We start from the raw sequence: 19,030 nt of genomic DNA, 5'->3' as shown, positions 1-19,030 counted from the left end.
GGCTGGGTTGTGTTCTCCTCGGCGCCGACTGGGGAAAGGCGCGGTTGAAATTCTGTCGGCCACCAAATCGAACTGGCTTATCTACCAAAGAAAGCGACATCGCCGTGACGCATTCCGTCTGTGGGGTGCGCCGTCCATGGTGCGCGTCGAAAGGAGTCGTTGGAGTTTGCTTTTCTGGCGGTCCGCGACCGCGTCCCTTCGAGCAAACTTTTCGGATGAGGGTTCCCATCCAGCAGTGGAGCGGGACCCTCATGGCATCGGTGACACGGGGCGTGCTGGCCCGAAAGCATTTTCCGCAAATGCTGCGGGATAGAAAAGCGCGTTCGGCAAATGCATGTGCGGCGACCGGATGGAACGCCGGCGCCCCTCTCCGGCGATCGCGAGATGGTGCTCGCCGCCGGGACCGTCGGAGAAGCTGACGTCGTAGGCTGGCGACAAGCTCCAACTGCCCTCAGCGTCCATCAGGAAGGAATGGTTCTTCAGATGATCATCCCGGTTGTGGGTGAGGACGTTGAAGGTCATCCTGCGGAACATTTCGTCTTGGTCTTCAGCGTGCCGGGTGGTCCAGCGCACCAGCTTCAGGAGGTTCTCGTTGTCGATGGACGGTTGGCGGAAGTCGAGGTCGAGCAGGTGTGCGGCAGTGTGCATATGCACCCGTTCTGCGCCGCGGCGGTCGAATCGCTCAACGGCAAAGAAAGTATCGCCGCGCCTGGAGCGCAGTACCATGGCCCAGGGCATGGCAATACCGGCCGCCCGCGCCATCCTCGCGTAGGCTTCTTCCTCTTGCCATTGCGTGAATGACTGGTTTCAACGCTCCATGCGCGGGATTGTTTCACTTGACAGGCTCGGATCGACCAGATGCGCGGTTATAGGTGGTCTTCTCTGTTTGCCTCGGTTTGAACAGGCCGCCTTGGAGAAAGCATTTTGCCTCTGACCAAGAGATGAAACGGCCTTGGTTACGGTTCGCTAATTGACCGTCGAGCCTAGCCAAAGGGTGATCGCAGGAAACGCAACCAGCAATGCAAGCCGCACGACGTCGACTGTGATGAACGGCACCAAGCCCTTGAAGATCCGGATCACTGGCACGTCAGGCAGAACGGCCTTCAACACAAACACGTTCATACCCACAGGAGGTGTCACCAGCGCAATCTCGGTCACGACGATCACGATGATGCCGAACCAGACCAGATCGAACCCCTGCGCAACAACGATGGGGGCAAAGAGGGGTACGAAGATCAGGATGATCGCCATCGAATCCATGACGCAGCCGAGCACCAGAAACACCAGCATGATCGCAAAGATCAGGGCATAGCCCTCAAGGCCGGTGGCTTGCACCAGCGCCAGAACCCCTGTCGCAAGCCCCGACAGCGTCAGCAGCTTGGACAGCATCAGTGCGCCGAACAGAACCGAGTAAAGGGAAATGGAGGTATAAGCTGTGTCGATGATCACGCTGCGCAAGCCTTTCCAGGTCAGGCGCCCGTGGAGCGTCGCGATCAGGATCGCAAGGCCCGCACCCATTCCCGCCGCTTCGGTCGGAGTAAAGAGCTTGGCATAGAGCCCTCCGATGATCAGTCCAAAGAGCAGCACGAAGGGCCAGATGCCTGACAGCGCTTTCACCCGTTCGGGCCACGCCGTCAGCTCTCCTTTCGGCGCATGTTCGGGTTTTCGGGTCGCGATGATACGGATCGCAATCATGTAAAAGGCAAGGCCCAAAAGGCCCGGAATGACTCCCGCAATGAAAAGATCGCCGATATTCGTCTGGTTCAGGATGCCGTAGACCACCATGATGATCGACGGCGGGATCAGTATCCCAAGCGTACCGCCCGCCGCGATGGTCCCCGACGCCAGTTCGTCGGAGTAGTTGTATTTCTTCATGCTGGGATAGGCGACCTTGGCCATTGTCGCGGCTGTGGCGTAGCTCGATCCGCAGACCGCCGAAAAGCCGGAACAGGCCACCATCGTGGACAGTGCCAACCCGCCCCGGACATGGCCGACAAACGCATAGGCCGCGCGGAAAAGATCATGCGCGATTCCGGTCTTGGAAATCACGTTACCCATCAGGATGAACATCGGCACCACGGCCAGATCATAGGACAGCACCGCATCGGAAATCGTCAGCGGCAACAGTTGCAATGCGATGTTCCAGTTGATCGCGAACCCGATGCCTGCAACCGAGACGGCCAGCAGCGAAAAGGCCAGCGGGACGCGCAGAAAGGCCAGTAGAATTGCCGAAATCATGGCGATTGACCCGACGATCATAGCGCTTCCTCCTCGTGGGTGTCTTCGGGGTCGATCATCGGGCCGGTGAGGGTGACGATCAGGGCCGCCAGTGCCGACAGGGCACAGCTCAGCGCCATGACGAAATAAAGGGGGGCGCGGGGCAGGCGAAGCGCCTGGCTCACCTCTGAAATCCGCGACGCGTTCAACCCGTGTTTGATGAACAGCCACGCTATGACGGCCAGAACCAGGGTTACCAGAACCGAAGCCAAAACCCGCCACCACGCCATCCATGGCTGGCTCACCAGCTTGTCCAGCAGGTCGATGGTCAGATGTGCTCCTGCGGCCGTGACCAGCGGTAGACCGGCAAAGACCACAAGGGCCATGAGGTGTTCTGTGATGTCATTTGCGCCGTAGATCGGCTTTCCAACCAGACGCCGTCCGATGACGTCTGCAAATGTCAGCGCCACCATGGCAAGCAGGAACAGTGCCATCACCGTTTCCACGCCACGGCGGATTTTCCATGCCAAAGGCAGCATTATGGGTCTCCTCCCCTGAAACTGCGGGGGCCAGATGCTGACCCCCGCAAAGCTGCTTACTGAGACACGGGTGCAGCGGATTGCGCAGCAAGCGTCCGGTAGGTTTCGCCGTAGAAGTCGAGCATGGCCTGCGGGTCTGCGACGCCCGCCGCCTTGGCCGCGTCGATCCAGTCGCCCACCATGTCGCCATAGATGACATCGACGGCCACGATCAATTCGGGCGAGGCTTCGACGATCTCGTGACCGGCAGCGCTAAGTCTTTCGACGGCAGCCGGGTTTTGCGCATCGAAGTTGCGGCCCCAAGCGGCTGACAGGGCCTCACCGCTGATGCTTTCGATCGCGGCCTGATCCTCGTCGCTCAGGCTATCCCACTTGGCTCCATTCATCACCACGAAGAAGGTCGCGTCGTAGAAGCCGTTCGGGAAAATCGTGTGATGCTTCAGGCTCTCTTCGAGACGGAAGTTGACCACCGACTCCATCGTATGGAGCGATCCGTCGATGACGCCGCTTTCCAGCATCTCGTAAGCCTTGGTGGCAGGAGCCGCGACTGGAACCGCGCCGAGCGACGAAAGCAGTTTTTCCTGGATCGGGCCGCCCATGCGGAACTTGGTGTTGGCCATGTCCTCGGGTGTGGTGACGGCTTTGGACCCGTGATGCAGCTGGCCACCGCCAAACATGCCGACGCCCAGCATCTTGACGCCCTCAAAGGCTGCGTTGTTCGCGAGATAGGTGTCAAAGGTCTGCCGCAGTGCCACGCTTTGTGCCTCGGCATGGGTGCCAGCGTTGGGGAATTCGGCGAACCAAAGCGACACGAAACGCTCGGGCTCATAGGTGAAGTTGCCCCATGTGATGTCGGCCACGCCATTGCGCGCCAGTTCCCAATGCTGGGGCGGGCTGGCAAGCGGGGCGGGAAGGATGGTGACGGTCACGCGGCCTTCGGTGACCTCGGCAACCTTTTCGGTGAACGGGACAAGGAAATCTGTGTGCAAGAAATGGGTTGGCGGAACCCAGGACGACAGGGTCAGCATCTCGGCGCTGGCAAGCTGGGCAGAGGCGGCGATCAGGGCGCTGGCGGCAACGGCGCCTCTGAGTGCTGTGGTGGAACAGAACGACATGGGTATCCTCCCTTGGATGATGTCTGAAGTCAGGTCAGGTGATGAGCATTGAGCGCGCGGCTCGTGCGGTGCTTTGCCAGATCGGCAAAGATGGCGGCTCCGACCGGGATGATGTCCGTGTCGAAGACGAATTCAGGGTGATGCGGGGCAGGGCCATCCTGCCCGATGAAGAAATAGGCGCCCGGCACGCGGGCCGAGAGTTCCGCGAAATCCTCGGACGCCATCAGGCTGCGGGCGTTTTCGGTCACGCGGTCTGAACCGACAACACGTGTGGCGGCAGATACGGTGGCGGTGACGCAGGCCGGATCGTTCAGCGTGACAGGCGCGACTTTCTCGATGTCGATGTCGATCAGCACGCCGAAGAGCAGTTCGCTGGCGCGTGCCGCGTCCTGCAACAGGTTGGTCAGCCGGTCATGCACTGTGTTGGCAGTTGTCCGCATCGTGCCTTCGATCCGTACGGTGTCGGGCAGGATGTTGCGCGCGGTTCCGCCATGCAGAAGGCCAAAGGAAATCACCCCGGCGTCGCGTGCATCGACCAGCCGTGAGGCGGCTTGCTGCACGGATGTGATCAGGTGCGCCGCAGCGACGACGGCATCCTCGCCCGTGTGGGGCATGGATCCATGTGCGCCATTGGCGCGAATGGTGATGTCGATGTTGTCGGCTGAAGACAGCGCGGTGGTTGATGGTACGCCAACCTGACCGGTCGGCAGGTCGGGGGAAGTGTGCAGGGCATAAATCTCGTCGCAGGGGAAGCGGTCGAACAGGCCATCGGCCAGCATGGCGCGCGCTCCGGTCAGCAGCTCTTCGGCGGGCTGAAAGACGAACCGGACCGTGCCGTCGAAATCGCGGTGGTCCGCCAGATACGCGGCCGCGGTCAGCGCGGTCACCATGTGCCCGTCATGCCCGCAGCCGTGAAACCGCGTCGCGTCCTTCGAGGCATAGGGCAGCGTGGTCGCCTCTTGCATCGGCAGCGCATCGAGTTCGGCGCGAAATGCGACAATGCGGCCCGGGGCGTTCCTGGATGCGGCGGGACCGTGCAGCGTGCCGATGACACCCGTGCCACCGATTCCGGTTGCCACGTCGTACCCGAACCCGGTCAGCCGTTCGGCGACAAAGGCGGCGGTGCGGGTTTCTTCGAAACCGATCTCCGGATGCCGGTGCAGAGAGTGCAGCCAGGCATGGGACGTCATGCGATGTGAATTGTACCATTTGGCAAACATTCCGGTAACATCCCATTTAGTTGTATTGTAAGATTATCTTGGTTTGATGCTTGTACCTCGGAATGGTTGTTTGTTAAGACTGTTTCTTGCCAGGATTTAGGTAACAGGTGATACCTTTTCGGTATGGGCCTTCCCGAACATGACGAGGAGCAGATGGACAAAACCTTCAAGAACGAGCGGTTGACCTACAAGCTCAACATCGTGGCGCAGCAGGCGATCACCGTGAATGACGCAATCTTCTTTCGGGAAACAGGGTGCCACATCCGGGACCTGCGCGTTTTGCGCCTGATCGACGACACGCCGGGGACAACCTTTGCAGAAATAGCGAAAATAACTGGTTTTGAACGCAGTTTGACGTCGCGAATTCTTCAGAACCTGATCGGGTCTGGGCTGATCACCCGCGAAAACTCTACCGAGGATGCGCGGGTGTTCCTGCTCTTCACAACCGCGAGGGGCAAGGAGGTGCGCCAGGTGGCGCGGCGTTTGTCGGACAGGCTGGAGGTCATCCTGACCGATCCACTATCGGCGCAGGAACTAAGGGCTTTCAACGAAATTCTGGAGCGTCTGGGCAGTTGGGTCACGTCGGAAGACTACAAACAGGCTCTTGATCAAGAAGCGAATAAAGATGCACACTAAAATAGTCTTGACGTGAGATTGAAATCTTCATAGCCCTTTAGGCAGCCTACCCAGTTGACACAGGAGAGGCCGATCATCTCGGCGCCGAAGGAGCAACCCCCCGGAACCTCTCAGGCAAAAGGACTGTGACCAGCGCGGCGATCTGAAGTGCACTGCGGACCCGGTTCGAAGTTCGCGACAGAGGGGATTGGTCCTGTCATCCGGCAGGACGAAACCTTGGGTCGCGGGAGGATACCATGACCAGAATTGCCGTACTCGGCGCCGGAATCACCGACGTGACCACTGCGTCTAGCTTGATGGATCGGGGCTATGACGTCACTTTGTTCGACCGCAACCGTTATGCAGCGATGCAGACATCCTTTGCCAATGGCGGGCAATTGTCCGCGTCCAATGCCGAAACGTGGAACCGCTGGGCCACGGTGTTCAAAGGCATGAAGTGGATGATGACACGGGGCGCGCCCTTGCTCGTCAATCCCAAGCCAAGCTGGCATAAATACAGCTGGATGGCCGAATTCGTGGCGTCGATCCCGCAATACCGCGCAAACACCATCGAGACAACGCGCATGGCCATCGCCGCGCGCGGTCTGCTGCGCGAAAAGGCGGAACGGCACGGGTTTGATTTCGACTGCGAGAACCGGGGCATCCTGCATATCCATACCAACAAGGCCGAGTTCGATCACGCCACCGAGGTCAACGCTCTCTTGAAAGAAGGTGGGTTGCACCGCCGCGCCGTGTCCCCAGATGAGGTGCGCGCGATCGAACCTGCGCTGCGGGGGAAGTTTTACGGTGGGTACTACACCGAAAGCGATTTCACTGGCGACATTCACCGCTACACAACGGGGCTTGCCAAATCCATTGAAGCTGGAGGCGCTATCTTGCGTTTCGGAACGGATGTCGAGGCGCTCCGCGTCGATCAGGACGGTTTGCGCATCACGTGGAGCCGCAACAACGAATGCCAGATCGAGACCTTTGACGCGATTGTCGTTTGTGCAGGTGTGGAAAGCCGCCGGATCGGCGCGCAGCTGGGTGACCGGGTGAATGTCTATCCGGTCAAGGGCTATTCGATCACGGTGCGCCTCGACGACGAAGTCAGCCAACGCGCCGCCCCCTGGATCAGCCTGCTGGATGACGAGGCCAAAGTTGTGACAAGCCGTCTTGGCAAGGACCGGTTCCGCATCGCGGGCATGGCGGAATTCAATGGCTACAACCTCGACATTCGCGATGACCGGATCCGTCCGCTGGTCAAATGGTGCGAACGGTTCTTCCCCGATGTCAGCACAGAACATGCGATCCCGTGGGCCGGACTGCGCCCGATGATGCCGAATATGATGCCCAAGGTCGGGCAGGGGGTACGGGACCGCGTGTTCTACAACACCGGACACGGGCATCTGGGCTGGACCCTTTCTGCGGTGACGGCCGAGATGGTGAGCGACACCGTCACCGCGTCGCATGTGGTGAACGGGGGAGCTGTGCACCCGATGCCCAAACCTTCGGAGATGCGCGCAGCAAAGGCTGCATAACCCTGAAAACAGGATTTTACCGCTTGGCAAAAAAGGCGTCGCAGCTCGCGGCGCCTTTTTCTTTGTCAGGCGACACCGGTGGTGCGTCGTCAGGGTATCACCCAAGACCTGGGCCATCATCGACAGGAACTGCTTCCAACGGGCAGTCTGCATCTCAACGAAATTGCAAGATGTGGAACAGCCCCGTGACCAAGATCGACCAGATCGAAACCATGATCCTCGATATTCCGACCATCCGGGGACATGTGCTCTCCATGGCGACAATGCGGACGCAAACTGCCGTGCTGGTCATCGTCCGGTTTTCCGACGGCTCGGACGGCATTGGCGAGGGCACGACAATCGGCGGTCTGAGCTATGGGCCGGAAAGCCCCGAAGGCATCAAGTCTGCCATCGACACCTATATCGCGCCTGCTCTGGTGGGCCGGGACGCGGACAATCTGAACGGTGCGATCCAGCTGATCGACAAGCTGGTCAAGGGAAACCGCATCGCCAAGACCGCCGTCGAAATCGCACTTTGGGACGGGTTGGGCAAGCGGCTGGGCGTGTCCGTGGCACATCTGTTCGGCGGTGCCGTGCATGACAAGCTGCCGGTTGCGTGGACACTGGCGTCTGGCAACTCCGAAACCGACATCGCCGAAGCGCAGCAGATGATCGACATCCGCCGCCACAACATCTTCAAACTGAAGATCGGCAAGCGGTCGGTGCGCGATGACGTGGCGCATGTCGCCCGGATCAAGCAGGCCGTAGGCGATGCCGCCAGCGTGCGGGTCGATGTGAATACCGCCTGGTCGCTGCAGGAGGCGCGCTGGGGTCTGAAAGGGCTTCAGGACGCTGGATGCGAGCTGGTCGAACAGCCGGTTCCGGCGCGCTATCGCCGGGCGATGGCGGAATTGACCAGCGGCTACGAAATTGCCGTGATGGCTGACGAAGCACTGAACGGCCCGGAAGATGCGCTGGCCGTGACCAAGGCCCGCGCTGCAGATGTGTTCGCCGTGAAAGTGGCACAATCGGGCGGCCTCAAGCGGGCGTCTGAGGTTGTCGCCATCGCCGAAGCCGCCGGGTTGGGCCTCTATGGGGGCACAATGCTCGAAACCGGGCTTGGCACGGCTGCGGCGCTGCAACTTTTCGCAACTGTCGAGACACTCGACTGGGGCACAGAGTTCTTTGGCCCATTGCTGCTGACCGAAGACATTCTGGCGGAGCCGATCACCTATCACGATTTCTGTGTTCAGATCCCCAAAGGCGTTGGCATCGGTGCGGCGCTCGACCCCGACAAGATCGCATTCTTTCGCCGTGACACCGGCAGAACCATCACAGCCGTCGCTGGCGAATAACCCGCGACACGACATCAAACCAAGCCGTGACGCAAAGTTGCGGTAGTCAGGAGGAGGACGACCGATGTTCACCCAATCCCATCTCGACGCAGTCGAGGCCCGCGTCGACGGCGCCATTCAGGACGATCCCGAAAACGGTGTGTTCCGGTGCCGCCGGGACATCTTTACCGATGAAGAACTGTTCGAGCTCGAGATCAAGCACGTGTTCGAAGGCAACTGGATCTACATGGCGCATGAAAGCCAGATCCCAAACCCAGGCGATTACTTCACTCTGACCATGGGTCGCACACCTGTTGTCATCACACGCGACAAGGATGGTGAACTGAACGCGCTGGTCAACGCCTGTTCGCACCGCGGCGCGCAGCTCTGCCGCTTCAAGCGACGCAACCAGAAGACCTTTACCTGCCCGTTCCACGGCTGGACGTTTTCCAACACCGGCAAGCTGCTCAAGGTGAAGGACCCCAAAGGTGCGGGGTATCCCGAGCAGTTCAACAAGGACGGCAGCCACGACCTGACCAAGGTTGCCAAGTTCGAGAATTACCGTGGGTTTCTGTTCGGATCGCTGAGCGCCGATGTGAAGCCGCTGGAGGAGTATCTGGGCGAGGCGAAGCACATGATCGACATGATCGTCGATCAGGCTGACGAGGGGCTGGAAGTGCTGCGCGGATCGTCCACCTACACCTATGACGGCAACTGGAAGCTCCAGGCCGAGAATGGCGCGGATGGCTACCACGTGTCCGCCGTGCACTGGAACTACGTCGCCACCACGGCGCACCGGACCGATGATGGCAAGGAAGACGACATCAAGGCGACGGATGCCTCAAAATGGGCCAAGCAGCGTGGTGGCTTCCATGCCTATGATAACGGTCACATCCTGCTCTGGACCGAATGGGCCGACCCGACCAACCGCCCGAACTATCCACGCCTTGCGGAATGGACCGAGCAGCACGGCAAGACCAAAGCCGATTGGATGGTCGGTGTTCTGCGCAACCTCTGCCTTTACCCCAACGTGTTCCTGATGGACCAGTTCTCGAGCCAGATCCGCGTGTTCCGTCCGATCAGCGTCGATCAGACCGAAGTGACGATCTACTGCATTGCCCCCAAAGGCGAGAGCCAGGAAGCCCGCGCGCGCCGCATCCGCCAGTACGAGGATTTCTTCAACGCCTCCGGCATGGCGACGCCGGACGACACCGAGGAATTCCGGGCAACCCAGCGCGGCTATGCAGGGGCGGCGCACGTCAAATGGAATGACCTGACACGGGGTGCGACCCAGTGGATTGAAGGTCCGGACGAGGATGCCAAGGCGCTGGGGATCAACCCGGTTCTGTCCGGTGCCCGCACCGAGGATGAAGGCCTGTTCGTCATCCAGCACACCAACTGGTCCGAGCGCATGGCTGCCGCCATCGCCAAAGAACGCGAAACGGCCCCGAATGCCGCTGTCGCGGCCGAATGAGGAGGAACAAAAATGACCATTGCAACGCTTGAACGCCCCGAAACCGCAACCACGATGGGCTTCGAACAACTACAGGCCTTCCTCTTCGCCGAGGCCCGCGCATTGGATGATCGTGACTGGGACACGTGGCTGACCTTCTATCACAAGGACTGCCCGTTCTGGATGCCGGCCTGGGACGATTACGACACCCTGACCGAAGACCCGCAGAACGAGATGTCCCTGATGTTCTACCCGAACAAGCAGGGGATCGAGGATCGCGTGTTCCGCATCAAGACCGACCGGTCTTCGGCCACGTCGTTGCCGGAACCGCGCACCAATCACTATCTGTCGGGTATCGAAGTGCTGAGCCGTGACGGCCACGAGATCAAGCTGCGCTTCAACTGGCAGACGCTGAGCTATCGCTATGCCAAGACCGACCAGCATTGGGGCACGTCGTTCTACACGATCGACACAAGCGGTCCGAAGCCGCTGATCACCGACAAGAAGGTGGTTCTCAAGAACGATCACATTCACCACGTGATCGACGTCTACCACATCTGATCCCAGGACAAGGGACCAAAGAAACCTCCACGCACCGGGTCAGGTGCGCGGCCAAGGGAGGAGCATGCCATGACGACCTACAATATCGCCCTGAATTTCGAAGATGGCGTCACCCGCGTCATCCAGTGTGATGACGACGAGAAGGTGACAGATGCCGCCTTCCGCCAGAAGATCAACCTCCCGATGGATTGCCGCGATGGCGTCTGCGGCACCTGCAAGTGTTTCGCCGAGAAAGGCGCATACGAGCTGGAATTCTACATGGACGAGTCCATGAGCGATGAGGAAGCCGAACAGGGCTATGTCCTCACTTGCCAGATGATCCCCGAAAGCGACTGCGTGCTGCGGGTTCCGGCATCTTCGGCGGTCTGCAAGACGGCACCGGAGGCAATTGACGGTGCAGTTCTGGGTGTGGATCGTCTGTCTGGGACATCCTTCGGCCTGCGCGTGAGGCTCTCCAAGCCAATGGGCTTTCTGCCCGGGCAGTATGTGAACGTCACCGTTCCGGGCACCGGCGCGCATCGCTCTTATTCGTTTTCCTCGGCGCCGGGTACTGACGAGGCGACTTTCCTCATCCGCAACCTGCCCGGCGGCGTGATGAGCAGCTACCTCGGTGACCGGGCGCAACCGGGCGACGCGGTGACGCTCACCGGCCCGATGGGTGCGTTCTACCTGCGCCCCATAGAGCGCCCGCAGCTTTGGCTCGCCGGGGGCACGGGCCTTGCCCCGTTCCTGTCGATGCTGGAACAGGTGACCAAGCAGGGGTCGGATCATCCGATCACGCTTTACTATGCCGTGACCCGCGCCGCTGATCTTGTGGAATTGGACCGCGTGAACGCGATGGCTGAAAAGATCGGCAATGTCACGGTCATCACCATCCTTGCCGCCGAAGACGACGCGCATGACCGCAAGGGCTTTGTCACCGATCACGTCACCGCCGAAGACCTGAACGACGGCGATTGCGATGTCTATCTGTGCGGCCCGCCGCCGATGGTGGACGCGGTGCGCGTGCATTTCGCCAAGCTGGGCGTTGAGCCTGCGAATTTCCACTACGAGAAATTCAACCCGACAGAAGAAAAGGCCGAAGCCGCATGACCCGCCGCTTCGAAAACAAGGTGATGGTGGTGACCGGTGCCGCGCAGGGTATCGGACGTCGCGTGGCCGAACGCGCCGCGTCCGAAGGCGCAAAGGTGCTGATCGTGGATCGCTCTGATGCCCGGGAAGAGGTTGTCGGTGCCATTCGCGCGACGGGTGGTGTGGCTGACGCGCTGTCTGTCGACCTTGAAACCTGGGATGGCTGCGAAGCTGCGATGAAGACGGCCGTTGATATGTGGGGCTGCATCGACATCTTGATCAACAACGTCGGTGGCACGATCTGGGCCAAACCGTTCGAGCATTACGAGCCGAAGCAGATCGACGCTGAGGTGCGCCGGTCGCTCTTTCCGACGCTCTATTGCTGTCGGGCTGCCATCGAACGGATGCTGCCGCGCCAAAGCGGCGTGATCGTCAACGTGTCCTCCATCGCCACGCGGGGCCTGAACCGGGTGCCTTACGCGGCGGCCAAGGGCGGTGTGAACGCGATCACGGCAAGTCTGGCGTGGGAAGTGGCCGAACGCGGCATTCGCGTGGTCGCCACAGCCCCCGGCGGCACCGAGGCCCCGCCGCGTGTCACACCGCGCAACCCCAATGCGGCCGAAGAACAACGCCAAGACTGGTACCAGACCATCGTCGACCAGACGATCCAGTCCTCGCTCATGAAACGTTACGGAACGCTCGACGAGCAGGCACGACCGATCCTGTTCCTTGCGTCGGACGAAGCCTCCTACATCACCGGCGTGACCGTGCCGGTGGGTGGGGGCGATCTAGGCTAGGCCCTGAGGAGGGGTCATCAACCAACTGGAGGAGATCCAAACATGAAACGCGCAATCCTGGCGGCCCTCGGGCTCGCCACCAGCTTTGCCATGCCTGCCGCTGCCGAAGACATCAAAGTCGGTTTGCTGCTTCCGTTCTCGGGCGTCTATGCTGCCCTTGGCAACGAGATCGAGGCGGGCTTCAACCTCGCCCTTGAACAGTTCGCCGGTGAGACCGACGCCACCTTTGAAATCATCCGCGAAGACACCGAGGTCAAACCGCCGGTCGCTCTTGGCAAGGCCAAGAAGCTGATCCTTCAAGATGACGTCGATGTCATCGCCGGTATCGTCAGTTCTGGCGTGCTTGGCGCGGTGCGCGACATGGTACATGATGCAGGCGTGCCGCTGATCGTGGCCAATGCCGGCAATGACGAAGCGACCGGAGCTGATTGTTCGCCCTTCATTACGCGCATGTCCTTCTCGAACAGCCAGGTCAACCGCCCGATGGGCAGCTGGATGCACGAGCAGGGCATTGGCAAGGTCTACACGCTTGCCCCTGATTATGCTGCTGGTCGCCAAATGATTGACGCCTTCACTGCAAGCTTTACCGCTGCCGGTGGCGAAGTGGTTGGACAGGAGTTCACCCCCTTCCAGAAAACGAAGGATTTTGGTCCGTACCTTGCGCAAGCCAAGGCAAGCGGCGCGGATGCGGTCTACGTCTTCTACGCGGGGGGCGAAGCGATTTCCTTCGTCAAGCAATATGACAGCTTTGGCCTGAAGGCTGACTTGCCGCTCTATGGCTCCGGTTTCCTGACATCGCAGCTTTATGTGAATGCTCAAGGCCCAGCCGCGGAAGGTGTGATCACCGCGCTGCATTACGTCCCGACCATCGACACCCCGGCCAACGCCACCTTTACTGAAGCCTTTACGGCGGCAAACGGTCGTGTGCCTTCGGAATTTGCGGTTCAGGGGTATGATGCAGCCCGTGCATTGATCGAAGCGACGAAGACCGGTGCTTCGGATCGCGCATCGCTGGCAACCGCGCTGCGGGAGGTCAAGTTCGAAGGTCCGCGCGGCACGCTGTCGATCGACCCGGCGACGAACAACGTCGTGCAGCCAATCTATGTCTACGAGACCGTTGCGGGCGAAAACAGCTTGACGCAGACGGTTCTGGCCCAGCTTCCTGCCGAAGCTGATCCGGTCAATGGTTGCGAAATGGCGCCTGTCTCCAACTGATCCTGCTGACCCGGCCCCCTCTGGGGGCCGGGTTTTCATTCCGAGGAGGACTACCCATGGCACATGATCTTGGCTTCTGGACACTTCAGGCATTGAACGCGCTGCAATTGTCCATGCTTCTGTTTCTTCTTTCCATCGGCCTGACGGTCATCTTCGGGCTGATGCATTTCGTCAATCTTGCACATGGGTCGCTCTATGCGCTCGGTGCGTATTTCGCAGCCTCCCTGGCGGCAGTCGGCGGTTACTGGATGGGCTTCTTTCTGGCGCCTGTCGCAGTGGCTGGGGTCGGCATCCTGCTCTATTCCGGCCTCATCAAGCGGATGCGCAAATCCGGCCCGATGGCGCAGGTTCTGGTCACCTTCGGGCTGATCTTCGTGATGCTTGACCTGACACGCATCTTCTGGGGCGATCTTGCGCTGGCCATCGAAGTGCCCGCGCTGCTGGAGGGCCGACTGGCGTTTCTGGGCGTCGAATACCCGACGTACCGACTGTTCATCATCGCGTTGGGTCTTATGATCCTTGCTGCGCTGGCCTTCGTGCTCGGCCGCACCCAGATCGGCGCGATGATCCGTGCCGGCGTCGACAATGATGCGATGGCGGCGTGCCTTGGCATCAATGTCGAACGACTTTTCTTCGTCGTCTTCTGTGTCGGCTGCGCGCTTGCAGGTCTCGCGGGGGCAGTTGCCGCGCCGCTTCTGAGCGTGACGCCGGATATGGGACTGCAAATCCTGATCCCGACCCTGATCGTCATCGTGATCGGCGGGCTTGGATCTCTCAAGGGGGCTGTCGCTGGATCGCTGATCTATGGCGTCGTGCAGACCTTCGGCGCGGTGCTGGCCCCGCAACTGGCCTCGGTTCTCATCTATGCCTTGCTGGCTGTGGTCCTCGTGATCAAGCCCGTGGGCCTTTTCCCGGCGAAAGGATAAGCGCATGTTTCGTCATACCGCACTTCGCTATACCGTTCTGGTTCTGCTGGCCTCGGCCGCGCTGTTCCAGGCGTTCACTGCCGAGTATTTCGGGCTGGAAATCCTGACCGAGATCCTGATCCTTGCCATGCTTGTTCTGGCGCTCGATATCGTTGCAGGCTTTGGCGGCATGGTGTCGCTCTGCCATGGCGCGCTGATGGGGGTGGGCGCCTATACCTATGCGATGCTGTCGACCAAAGTGGGCATCGCGCCATCCGTGGCCATGCTGGGCGCCATTGCATTGACCGGGGCCGCGTCATGGGTCATCGGCGCGATCTGTTCGCGCAGCCACGGCATCTATTTCATCATGGCGACCTTGGCCTTTGGGCAGATGGCCTATTCCTATGTGTTCGAGGCGCCGGCCTTCGGCGGGGATGACGGGTTGGGCGGCATTTCGCGCCTTGATCTGAGCATCATCGGCGTAGACCTGAATGACAGCCGGAGCTTTGCGCTGTTCTGCCTTGCCATTCTGGGCGCGGTCTATGGCGCGTCGGTCCTGATCCTGCGGTCCGGTCTGGGACGGTCCTTGTCAGGTGTCATGCATAACGAACAGCGGATGCGCGCGCTTGGTCTGACAGTGTGGCGCGTCAAGGCAGATGTGTTCGGTCTGTCCGGCATGATCGCGGGTCTGGCGGGCGCTTTGGCGGCGCAGCACATCCTTTACATCTCGCCGGGATTGCTGAGCTGGACTGTATCCGGTGAGGCGCTTGTCGTCGTCATCCTTGGCGGTCTGGGTACGCTTGTCGGCCCGCTGGTGGGGGCTGCGGCCTTTGTCATGCTGAAACACGAATTGAGCGCGGTCACAACCTATTGGCACCTTGTCGTGGGCGTCATCCTGATCGCCGTCGTCATGAGCCGCGCCAACGGGATCTTTGGCTGGTGTGAGGCCCGCTGGGGCGCGCGGATCGACCGTCGTCTTGCCGATGCCACAGGCAAACACCAACCTAAGGAGGTAATGACCGATGCTTGAGACCCGCAATCTGGACAAGAGCTTTGGCGCCGTCCACGTCACGCGCAACGTGTCGCTGAAGCTCGAGCGCGGCGAACGTAGGGTCATCCTTGGGCCGAACGGGGCGGGCAAGACGACGCTGTTCAACCTGCTCGTCGGAGAACTGACACCGAACAGCGGATCGGTGCATCTGGCAGGCGCCGACGTCACCGCGCTGCCGGTCGCCAAACGCGCCCGCTGCGGGTTGTCGCGCAGCTACCAGAAGAACACGCTGTTCGATGGTCTGACGGTCGAGGAAAACCTTGGACTGGCTGCTGCCGTTCACACCGGCAACGCGACCAAGCTTTGGTCCGACAGCCTTGTCAAACCCGAAGTGCGCGAGATCGTGGACGAGGTGGCCGAGCAGGTGAACCTGATGCCTTACATCCACGCGAAAGTGTCCGAAATCAGCTACGGCGTGCGGCGTCAGCTGGAGGTTGGTGTTGCCTTGGCCACACGGCCTTTGGTGCTGCTGATGGACGAACCGACCAGCGGGGTCGGGCCGGAAATGTCCAAGGGGTTTCACGACCTTCTGAACAACCTGCCACGTGATCTGACCATGCTGATCATCGAGCATGACATGGATCTGGCCTTTGACGTGGCCGACACGATCACTGTCCTGAACTACGGCGAAGTGGTCTTCGATGGCCTGCCGGACGCGGCACGCGGATCGAAGCTGCTCAAGGAAATCTATCTGGGGAGCTGGGAAGATGCTTGAACTGAATGCAATCGAATCCGGCTATGGCGAAACGCAGGTGCTATATGGCCTGTCGCTCGAGGCACAGGCGGGCCGGGTGCTGGCCATCCTTGGCCGCAACGGCGCAGGCAAATCGACGACGCTCAAGACGATCATGGGGCTTTTGCCGCTCAAATCCGGTGAAATCCTGTTCGAGGGCAAACGGATTGCCGCACAGCCCTTTGATATCGCCAAAAGCGGCATCGCCTATGTGCCGGAAACGCGGGACGTCTTTCCGTCGCTGACCGTACGCGAGAACCTTGAAATCGCGGCGAAACGGTTTTCCCGCGATGGGGCCGACTGGACGATGGAGCGGGTGCTTGATCTCTTCCCGCGTCTGGGGGAACGCATGGACAATGGCGGCACGCAATTGTCGGGCGGCGAACAGCAGATGCTGGCCATAGCGCGGGGCTTGTTGATGAATCCCAAGCTGCTGATCCTGGATGAACCGACCGAGGGGCTTGCCCCGATCATCGTCAAGTTGATCCATGACAAGTTGCAGGACCTCAAGGAAGCAGGCCTGTCGATGATCATTGTCGAACAGAATTTCGGCTTTGCCACGTCGCTTGCCGATGACGTGGTGGTGGTCGGCAAGGGTCAGGTCGTCTGGACCGGCAGCGCCGATGACATCAAAGCCGACGAGGACGCGCAGCACACCTGGCTTGGCGTGTGACGGATCGGCCCGGACTCCGGGTCGATCCACCTAGAACATCTTGCGTGCCACCTTCTGGGCGATGGTGACAAAGTTCTTCACATGCACGCCTTGCTCATCAAGGCGGTAATTCAGTGACAGCTCTGTCCGGGCGATTTCCGGGTCGATCTTGAGAAACTTCATGCCTTTGCGCGGCGCGTTGGCGACGGATTCAGGCACGATGCACACCCCTTCACCAACAGCCACCAGACTGAGCGCCGTTTGCAAATCCATGCACCAGATGCGAAGCGGCGCCTCGAAACCAGCATCATGGACTGCCTTGAGAACCATGTCCGCAAAGCTGGGTCTGGGTCGCTCTGGATAGAGGATGAGGTTGTGCGTCATCAGCCGTTCCAGTTTGGCAACGGTGCGCCCGCCGGTGTCGACGATATCGGGCAGGGCGAGAATGAGTTTCTCCTCAACCAGATGTTTTGACAGGAATTCCGGATCCTTGAGTGTCGGGCGGGCGAAGACCACATCCAGCTCTCGCGACACCAGGGCCCGGTGCAGGTCAGCATTGTTCATTGGAATGAGGCTAAGGTTCACCTCCGGGTAATTTGCGCGGTACGACCGGATGATGTTGGGCAGGATTCCGAATGTGGCCGAGCCCACGAAGCCGACCCGCAGGCGTCCTTCTGCACCCTGGCCCAGGCGGCGCAACTCCAGACGTGTATCCTCAAGTTGCGACAGGATTGTTTTACCCCGCTCCAGCAACCGTTCCCCCGCTTGCGTCAGTGTGATCGCATTGCGCCCACGATTGAACAGCGTTGCGCCAAGTTCCTCCTCGAGCTGCTTGATCTGGCGGCTGAGCGGCGGTTGCGCCATGTCGAGCCGTTCGGCCGCGCGGCCGAAGTGCATTTCTTCCGCAACGGCAATGAAATAGGTCAATTGTCTGAAATTCATCTTTAACCCTTCCACCGGTAGCTCAGGCTAGGGGATCGCGCGACACAAAAAAAGCCCCCCAAAAGAGGGGGGCCAGTCATCAGGGAGGTCGTAGAGGGTCACTCGGCCGCGACAGCCTGAACTGCGGCTTGCGCCTTGAGTGTGAAGTCGAACTCGAAATGCAGGTCGGTGCCCAGATCGGCGGCTGCCGGTTTGAACTTGCCGATCAGGCTTTCCTTGACGGCGAACACGCTGTCCTCTTCAAGCCATGCGCTGTCGGCGTCATAAATCTGGCTGATCAGCGGACGGTAGCCGTCCTTGGAGATGATGAAGTGCATGTGGCCCGGACGGTTCGGGTGATGACCCATGAAGCGCAGCAGCTCGCCTGCGGTTTCATCGTCGGGGATAGGGTAGGGCACGGGGCGCACGGCGACGAAGGCATAATGGCCGTTCTCGTCGGTCTCGAACCGGCCGCGAAGATTGTATTCCGGCTGATCTGGATCGAGATTCTCGTAGATGCCGTTCGGCGCGTCTTCCCACACATCCAGTATCACACCGGCGATGCCACGGCCAGCATCGTCCTTGATGTAGCCTTCGAAATAAGCGGTTTCCTCGTTGTCGAAATGCTTCTGGATGGTCGAGGCCCCCTTGGGCAGAACCGGCGGGTTCTCGCGGTAGAATGGGCCAAGCACGGTGGATTCGCTCTCGTTGCCTTCAATCGGGTTGGTCATCATGTCGACCAGAACTTCGACGCCGAGAATGTCTCCAAGCAGGATGAACTCTTGGCGGTTCTCATTGCAGAGCTTGCCGGCCCGCGCGAGGTAGGTGCAGGCGGCCAGAAATTCGCTGTGCTGAAGTTTCACGTCTTTGATGAAAGCGTGCAGGTGCGTGATCAGGCCGGTTGCGATTTCGCGCTCGCGGTTGGTGATGTCACCGTGCTTGCCGAGGCTCGCGATCACGACGTCGGTGATGTTATCTTGGTTGACGATGCCCATGGGTAAATCCTCCTCCTGGCAGTCTGTGGTTGTTGCAAGGGGCGCTCCACCGTCCCCCATCGACCGCCAGACTTCCTCGAAACTGTCGCTCAGCCCAATGCCTCGAGCGGTATCGG

Annotated in this window: 18 protein-coding genes, 1 pseudogene and 1 riboswitch; of the genes and pseudogenes, 12 read left to right on the top strand and 7 right to left on the bottom strand. The window is 60.3% G+C overall.

What is annotated here, in order from left to right; translation table 11 throughout:
* Positions 1 to 249 precede the first annotated feature (249 nt).
* The 5 genes and pseudogenes from IEV82_RS14995 to IEV82_RS14975 form a co-directional block, all read right to left on the bottom strand.
* A pseudogene (locus IEV82_RS14995) lies at positions 250 to 774 on the bottom strand (type II toxin-antitoxin system HipA family toxin); the annotation flags it as partial.
* Between the two features lie 192 nt (positions 775 to 966).
* On the bottom strand, positions 967 to 2,259 hold the full coding sequence (locus tag IEV82_RS14990) for a TRAP transporter large permease (RefSeq protein WP_188482844.1): 1,293 nt from the start codon (positions 2,257 to 2,259) through the stop codon (positions 967 to 969).
* Complete coding sequence (locus tag IEV82_RS14985) at positions 2,256 to 2,756, bottom strand: TRAP transporter small permease (protein WP_188482843.1); 501 nt, start codon at positions 2,754 to 2,756, stop codon at positions 2,256 to 2,258. The genes IEV82_RS14990 and IEV82_RS14985 overlap by 4 nt, the downstream gene beginning before the upstream one ends.
* 56 nt (positions 2,757 to 2,812) lie before the next feature.
* Positions 2,813 to 3,871, bottom strand: a complete 1,059-nt coding sequence (locus IEV82_RS14980; RefSeq protein ID WP_188482842.1) for a TRAP transporter substrate-binding protein — start codon at positions 3,869 to 3,871, stop codon at positions 2,813 to 2,815.
* 29 nt (positions 3,872 to 3,900) lie between these two features.
* Positions 3,901 to 5,091: an amidohydrolase gene (locus IEV82_RS14975; RefSeq protein WP_188482841.1), complete on the bottom strand. Its 1,191-nt coding sequence runs from the start codon at positions 5,089 to 5,091 to the stop codon at positions 3,901 to 3,903.
* Positions 5,092 to 5,244: 153 nt separating this feature from the next.
* On the opposite strand from IEV82_RS14975, the gene IEV82_RS14970 reads away from it, so the two are divergent.
* From IEV82_RS14970 to IEV82_RS14915, 12 genes are all read left to right on the top strand, one after another.
* Positions 5,245 to 5,727, top strand: a complete 483-nt coding sequence (locus IEV82_RS14970; protein ID WP_188482840.1) for a MarR family winged helix-turn-helix transcriptional regulator — start codon at positions 5,245 to 5,247, stop codon at positions 5,725 to 5,727.
* A 50-nt stretch (positions 5,728 to 5,777) separates the two neighbouring features.
* Positions 5,778 to 5,863: riboswitch (glycine riboswitch) on the top strand.
* Between the two features lie 100 nt (positions 5,864 to 5,963).
* A complete protein-coding gene (locus IEV82_RS14965) occupies positions 5,964 to 7,247 on the top strand; it encodes a D-amino acid dehydrogenase (RefSeq protein ID WP_188482839.1) in 1,284 nt (427 codons plus the stop codon).
* A 185-nt stretch (positions 7,248 to 7,432) separates the two neighbouring features.
* On the top strand, positions 7,433 to 8,581 hold the full coding sequence (locus IEV82_RS14960) for a muconate cycloisomerase family protein (protein WP_308420445.1): 1,149 nt from the start codon (positions 7,433 to 7,435) through the stop codon (positions 8,579 to 8,581).
* Between the two features lie 64 nt (positions 8,582 to 8,645).
* On the top strand, positions 8,646 to 10,034 hold the full coding sequence (benA, locus tag IEV82_RS14955; protein ID WP_188482837.1) for a benzoate 1,2-dioxygenase large subunit: 1,389 nt from the start codon (positions 8,646 to 8,648) through the stop codon (positions 10,032 to 10,034).
* A gap of 12 nt (positions 10,035 to 10,046) precedes the next feature.
* On the top strand, positions 10,047 to 10,574 hold the full coding sequence (gene benB / locus IEV82_RS14950; protein ID WP_188482836.1) for a benzoate 1,2-dioxygenase small subunit: 528 nt from the start codon (positions 10,047 to 10,049) through the stop codon (positions 10,572 to 10,574).
* Positions 10,575 to 10,643: 69 nt separating this feature from the next.
* A complete protein-coding gene (gene benC, locus IEV82_RS14945) occupies positions 10,644 to 11,666 on the top strand; it encodes a benzoate 1,2-dioxygenase electron transfer component BenC (protein ID WP_188482835.1) in 1,023 nt (340 codons plus the stop codon).
* A complete protein-coding gene (gene benD, locus IEV82_RS14940) occupies positions 11,663 to 12,442 on the top strand; it encodes a benzoate diol dehydrogenase BenD (RefSeq protein ID WP_188482834.1) in 780 nt (259 codons plus the stop codon). The genes benC and benD overlap by 4 nt, the downstream gene beginning before the upstream one ends.
* Before the next feature lie 42 nt (positions 12,443 to 12,484).
* The gene (locus IEV82_RS14935; protein ID WP_188482833.1) at positions 12,485 to 13,657 is read left to right on the top strand and encodes an ABC transporter substrate-binding protein; all 1,173 of its coding nucleotides are present in this window, start codon (positions 12,485 to 12,487) and stop codon (positions 13,655 to 13,657) included.
* A gap of 56 nt (positions 13,658 to 13,713) precedes the next feature.
* On the top strand, positions 13,714 to 14,583 hold the full coding sequence (locus tag IEV82_RS14930) for a branched-chain amino acid ABC transporter permease (RefSeq protein WP_188482832.1): 870 nt from the start codon (positions 13,714 to 13,716) through the stop codon (positions 14,581 to 14,583).
* 4 nt (positions 14,584 to 14,587) lie between these two features.
* Positions 14,588 to 15,592 carry a branched-chain amino acid ABC transporter permease gene (locus IEV82_RS14925; protein WP_188482831.1) on the top strand — a complete coding sequence of 335 codons (1,005 nt, stop codon included), beginning with the start codon at positions 14,588 to 14,590 and terminating at the stop codon, positions 15,590 to 15,592.
* Positions 15,585 to 16,328: an ABC transporter ATP-binding protein gene (locus IEV82_RS14920; RefSeq protein ID WP_188482830.1), complete on the top strand. Its 744-nt coding sequence runs from the start codon at positions 15,585 to 15,587 to the stop codon at positions 16,326 to 16,328. The genes IEV82_RS14925 and IEV82_RS14920 overlap by 8 nt, the downstream gene beginning before the upstream one ends.
* Positions 16,321 to 17,019, top strand: coding sequence for an ABC transporter ATP-binding protein (locus tag IEV82_RS14915; protein ID WP_188482829.1), 699 nt, complete (start codon positions 16,321 to 16,323; stop codon positions 17,017 to 17,019). The genes IEV82_RS14920 and IEV82_RS14915 overlap by 8 nt, the downstream gene beginning before the upstream one ends.
* Positions 17,020 to 17,049: 30 nt before the next feature.
* Here the strand turns inward: IEV82_RS14915 and IEV82_RS14910 are convergent, their stop codons facing one another.
* Together IEV82_RS14910 and IEV82_RS14905 are read right to left on the bottom strand one after the other, a co-directional pair.
* Complete coding sequence (locus tag IEV82_RS14910) at positions 17,050 to 17,940, bottom strand: LysR family transcriptional regulator (RefSeq protein WP_188482828.1); 891 nt, start codon at positions 17,938 to 17,940, stop codon at positions 17,050 to 17,052.
* A 98-nt stretch (positions 17,941 to 18,038) separates the two neighbouring features.
* Complete coding sequence (locus IEV82_RS14905) at positions 18,039 to 18,914, bottom strand: dioxygenase family protein (protein WP_188482927.1); 876 nt, start codon at positions 18,912 to 18,914, stop codon at positions 18,039 to 18,041.
* Positions 18,915 to 19,030 lie beyond the last annotated feature (116 nt).

Source organism: Marivita lacus, assembly GCF_014637725.1.
GTDB classification, from domain to species: Bacteria; Pseudomonadota; Alphaproteobacteria; order Rhodobacterales; family Rhodobacteraceae; genus Marivita; species Marivita lacus.
This window is presented reverse-complemented; position numbering and strand designations above follow the sequence as displayed.

Bases quoted from the DNA above. Each gene is read 5' to 3' on its own strand.
- IEV82_RS14990 (WP_188482844.1), bottom strand. From the start codon at position 2,259: ATGATCGTCGGGTCAATCGCCATGATTTCGGCAATTCTACTGGCCTTT.
- IEV82_RS14985 (WP_188482843.1), bottom strand. From the start codon at position 2,756: ATGCTGCCTTTGGCATGGAAAATCCGCCGTGGCGTGGAAACGGTGATG.
- IEV82_RS14980 (WP_188482842.1), bottom strand. From the start codon at position 3,871: ATGTCGTTCTGTTCCACCACAGCACTCAGAGGCGCCGTTGCCGCCAGC.
- IEV82_RS14975 (WP_188482841.1), bottom strand. From the start codon at position 5,091: ATGTTTGCCAAATGGTACAATTCACATCGCATGACGTCCCATGCCTGG.
- IEV82_RS14970 (WP_188482840.1), top strand. From the start codon at position 5,245: ATGGACAAAACCTTCAAGAACGAGCGGTTGACCTACAAGCTCAACATC.
- IEV82_RS14965 (WP_188482839.1), top strand. From the start codon at position 5,964: ATGACCAGAATTGCCGTACTCGGCGCCGGAATCACCGACGTGACCACT.
- benA (WP_188482837.1), top strand. From the start codon at position 8,646: ATGTTCACCCAATCCCATCTCGACGCAGTCGAGGCCCGCGTCGACGGC.
- benB (WP_188482836.1), top strand. From the start codon at position 10,047: ATGACCATTGCAACGCTTGAACGCCCCGAAACCGCAACCACGATGGGC.
- benC (WP_188482835.1), top strand. From the start codon at position 10,644: ATGACGACCTACAATATCGCCCTGAATTTCGAAGATGGCGTCACCCGC.
- benD (WP_188482834.1), top strand. From the start codon at position 11,663: ATGACCCGCCGCTTCGAAAACAAGGTGATGGTGGTGACCGGTGCCGCG.
- IEV82_RS14935 (WP_188482833.1), top strand. From the start codon at position 12,485: ATGAAACGCGCAATCCTGGCGGCCCTCGGGCTCGCCACCAGCTTTGCC.
- IEV82_RS14930 (WP_188482832.1), top strand. From the start codon at position 13,714: ATGGCACATGATCTTGGCTTCTGGACACTTCAGGCATTGAACGCGCTG.
- IEV82_RS14925 (WP_188482831.1), top strand. From the start codon at position 14,588: ATGTTTCGTCATACCGCACTTCGCTATACCGTTCTGGTTCTGCTGGCC.
- IEV82_RS14920 (WP_188482830.1), top strand. From the start codon at position 15,585: ATGCTTGAGACCCGCAATCTGGACAAGAGCTTTGGCGCCGTCCACGTC.
- IEV82_RS14915 (WP_188482829.1), top strand. From the start codon at position 16,321: ATGCTTGAACTGAATGCAATCGAATCCGGCTATGGCGAAACGCAGGTG.
- IEV82_RS14910 (WP_188482828.1), bottom strand. From the start codon at position 17,940: ATGAATTTCAGACAATTGACCTATTTCATTGCCGTTGCGGAAGAAATG.
- IEV82_RS14905 (WP_188482927.1), bottom strand. From the start codon at position 18,914: ATGGGCATCGTCAACCAAGATAACATCACCGACGTCGTGATCGCGAGC.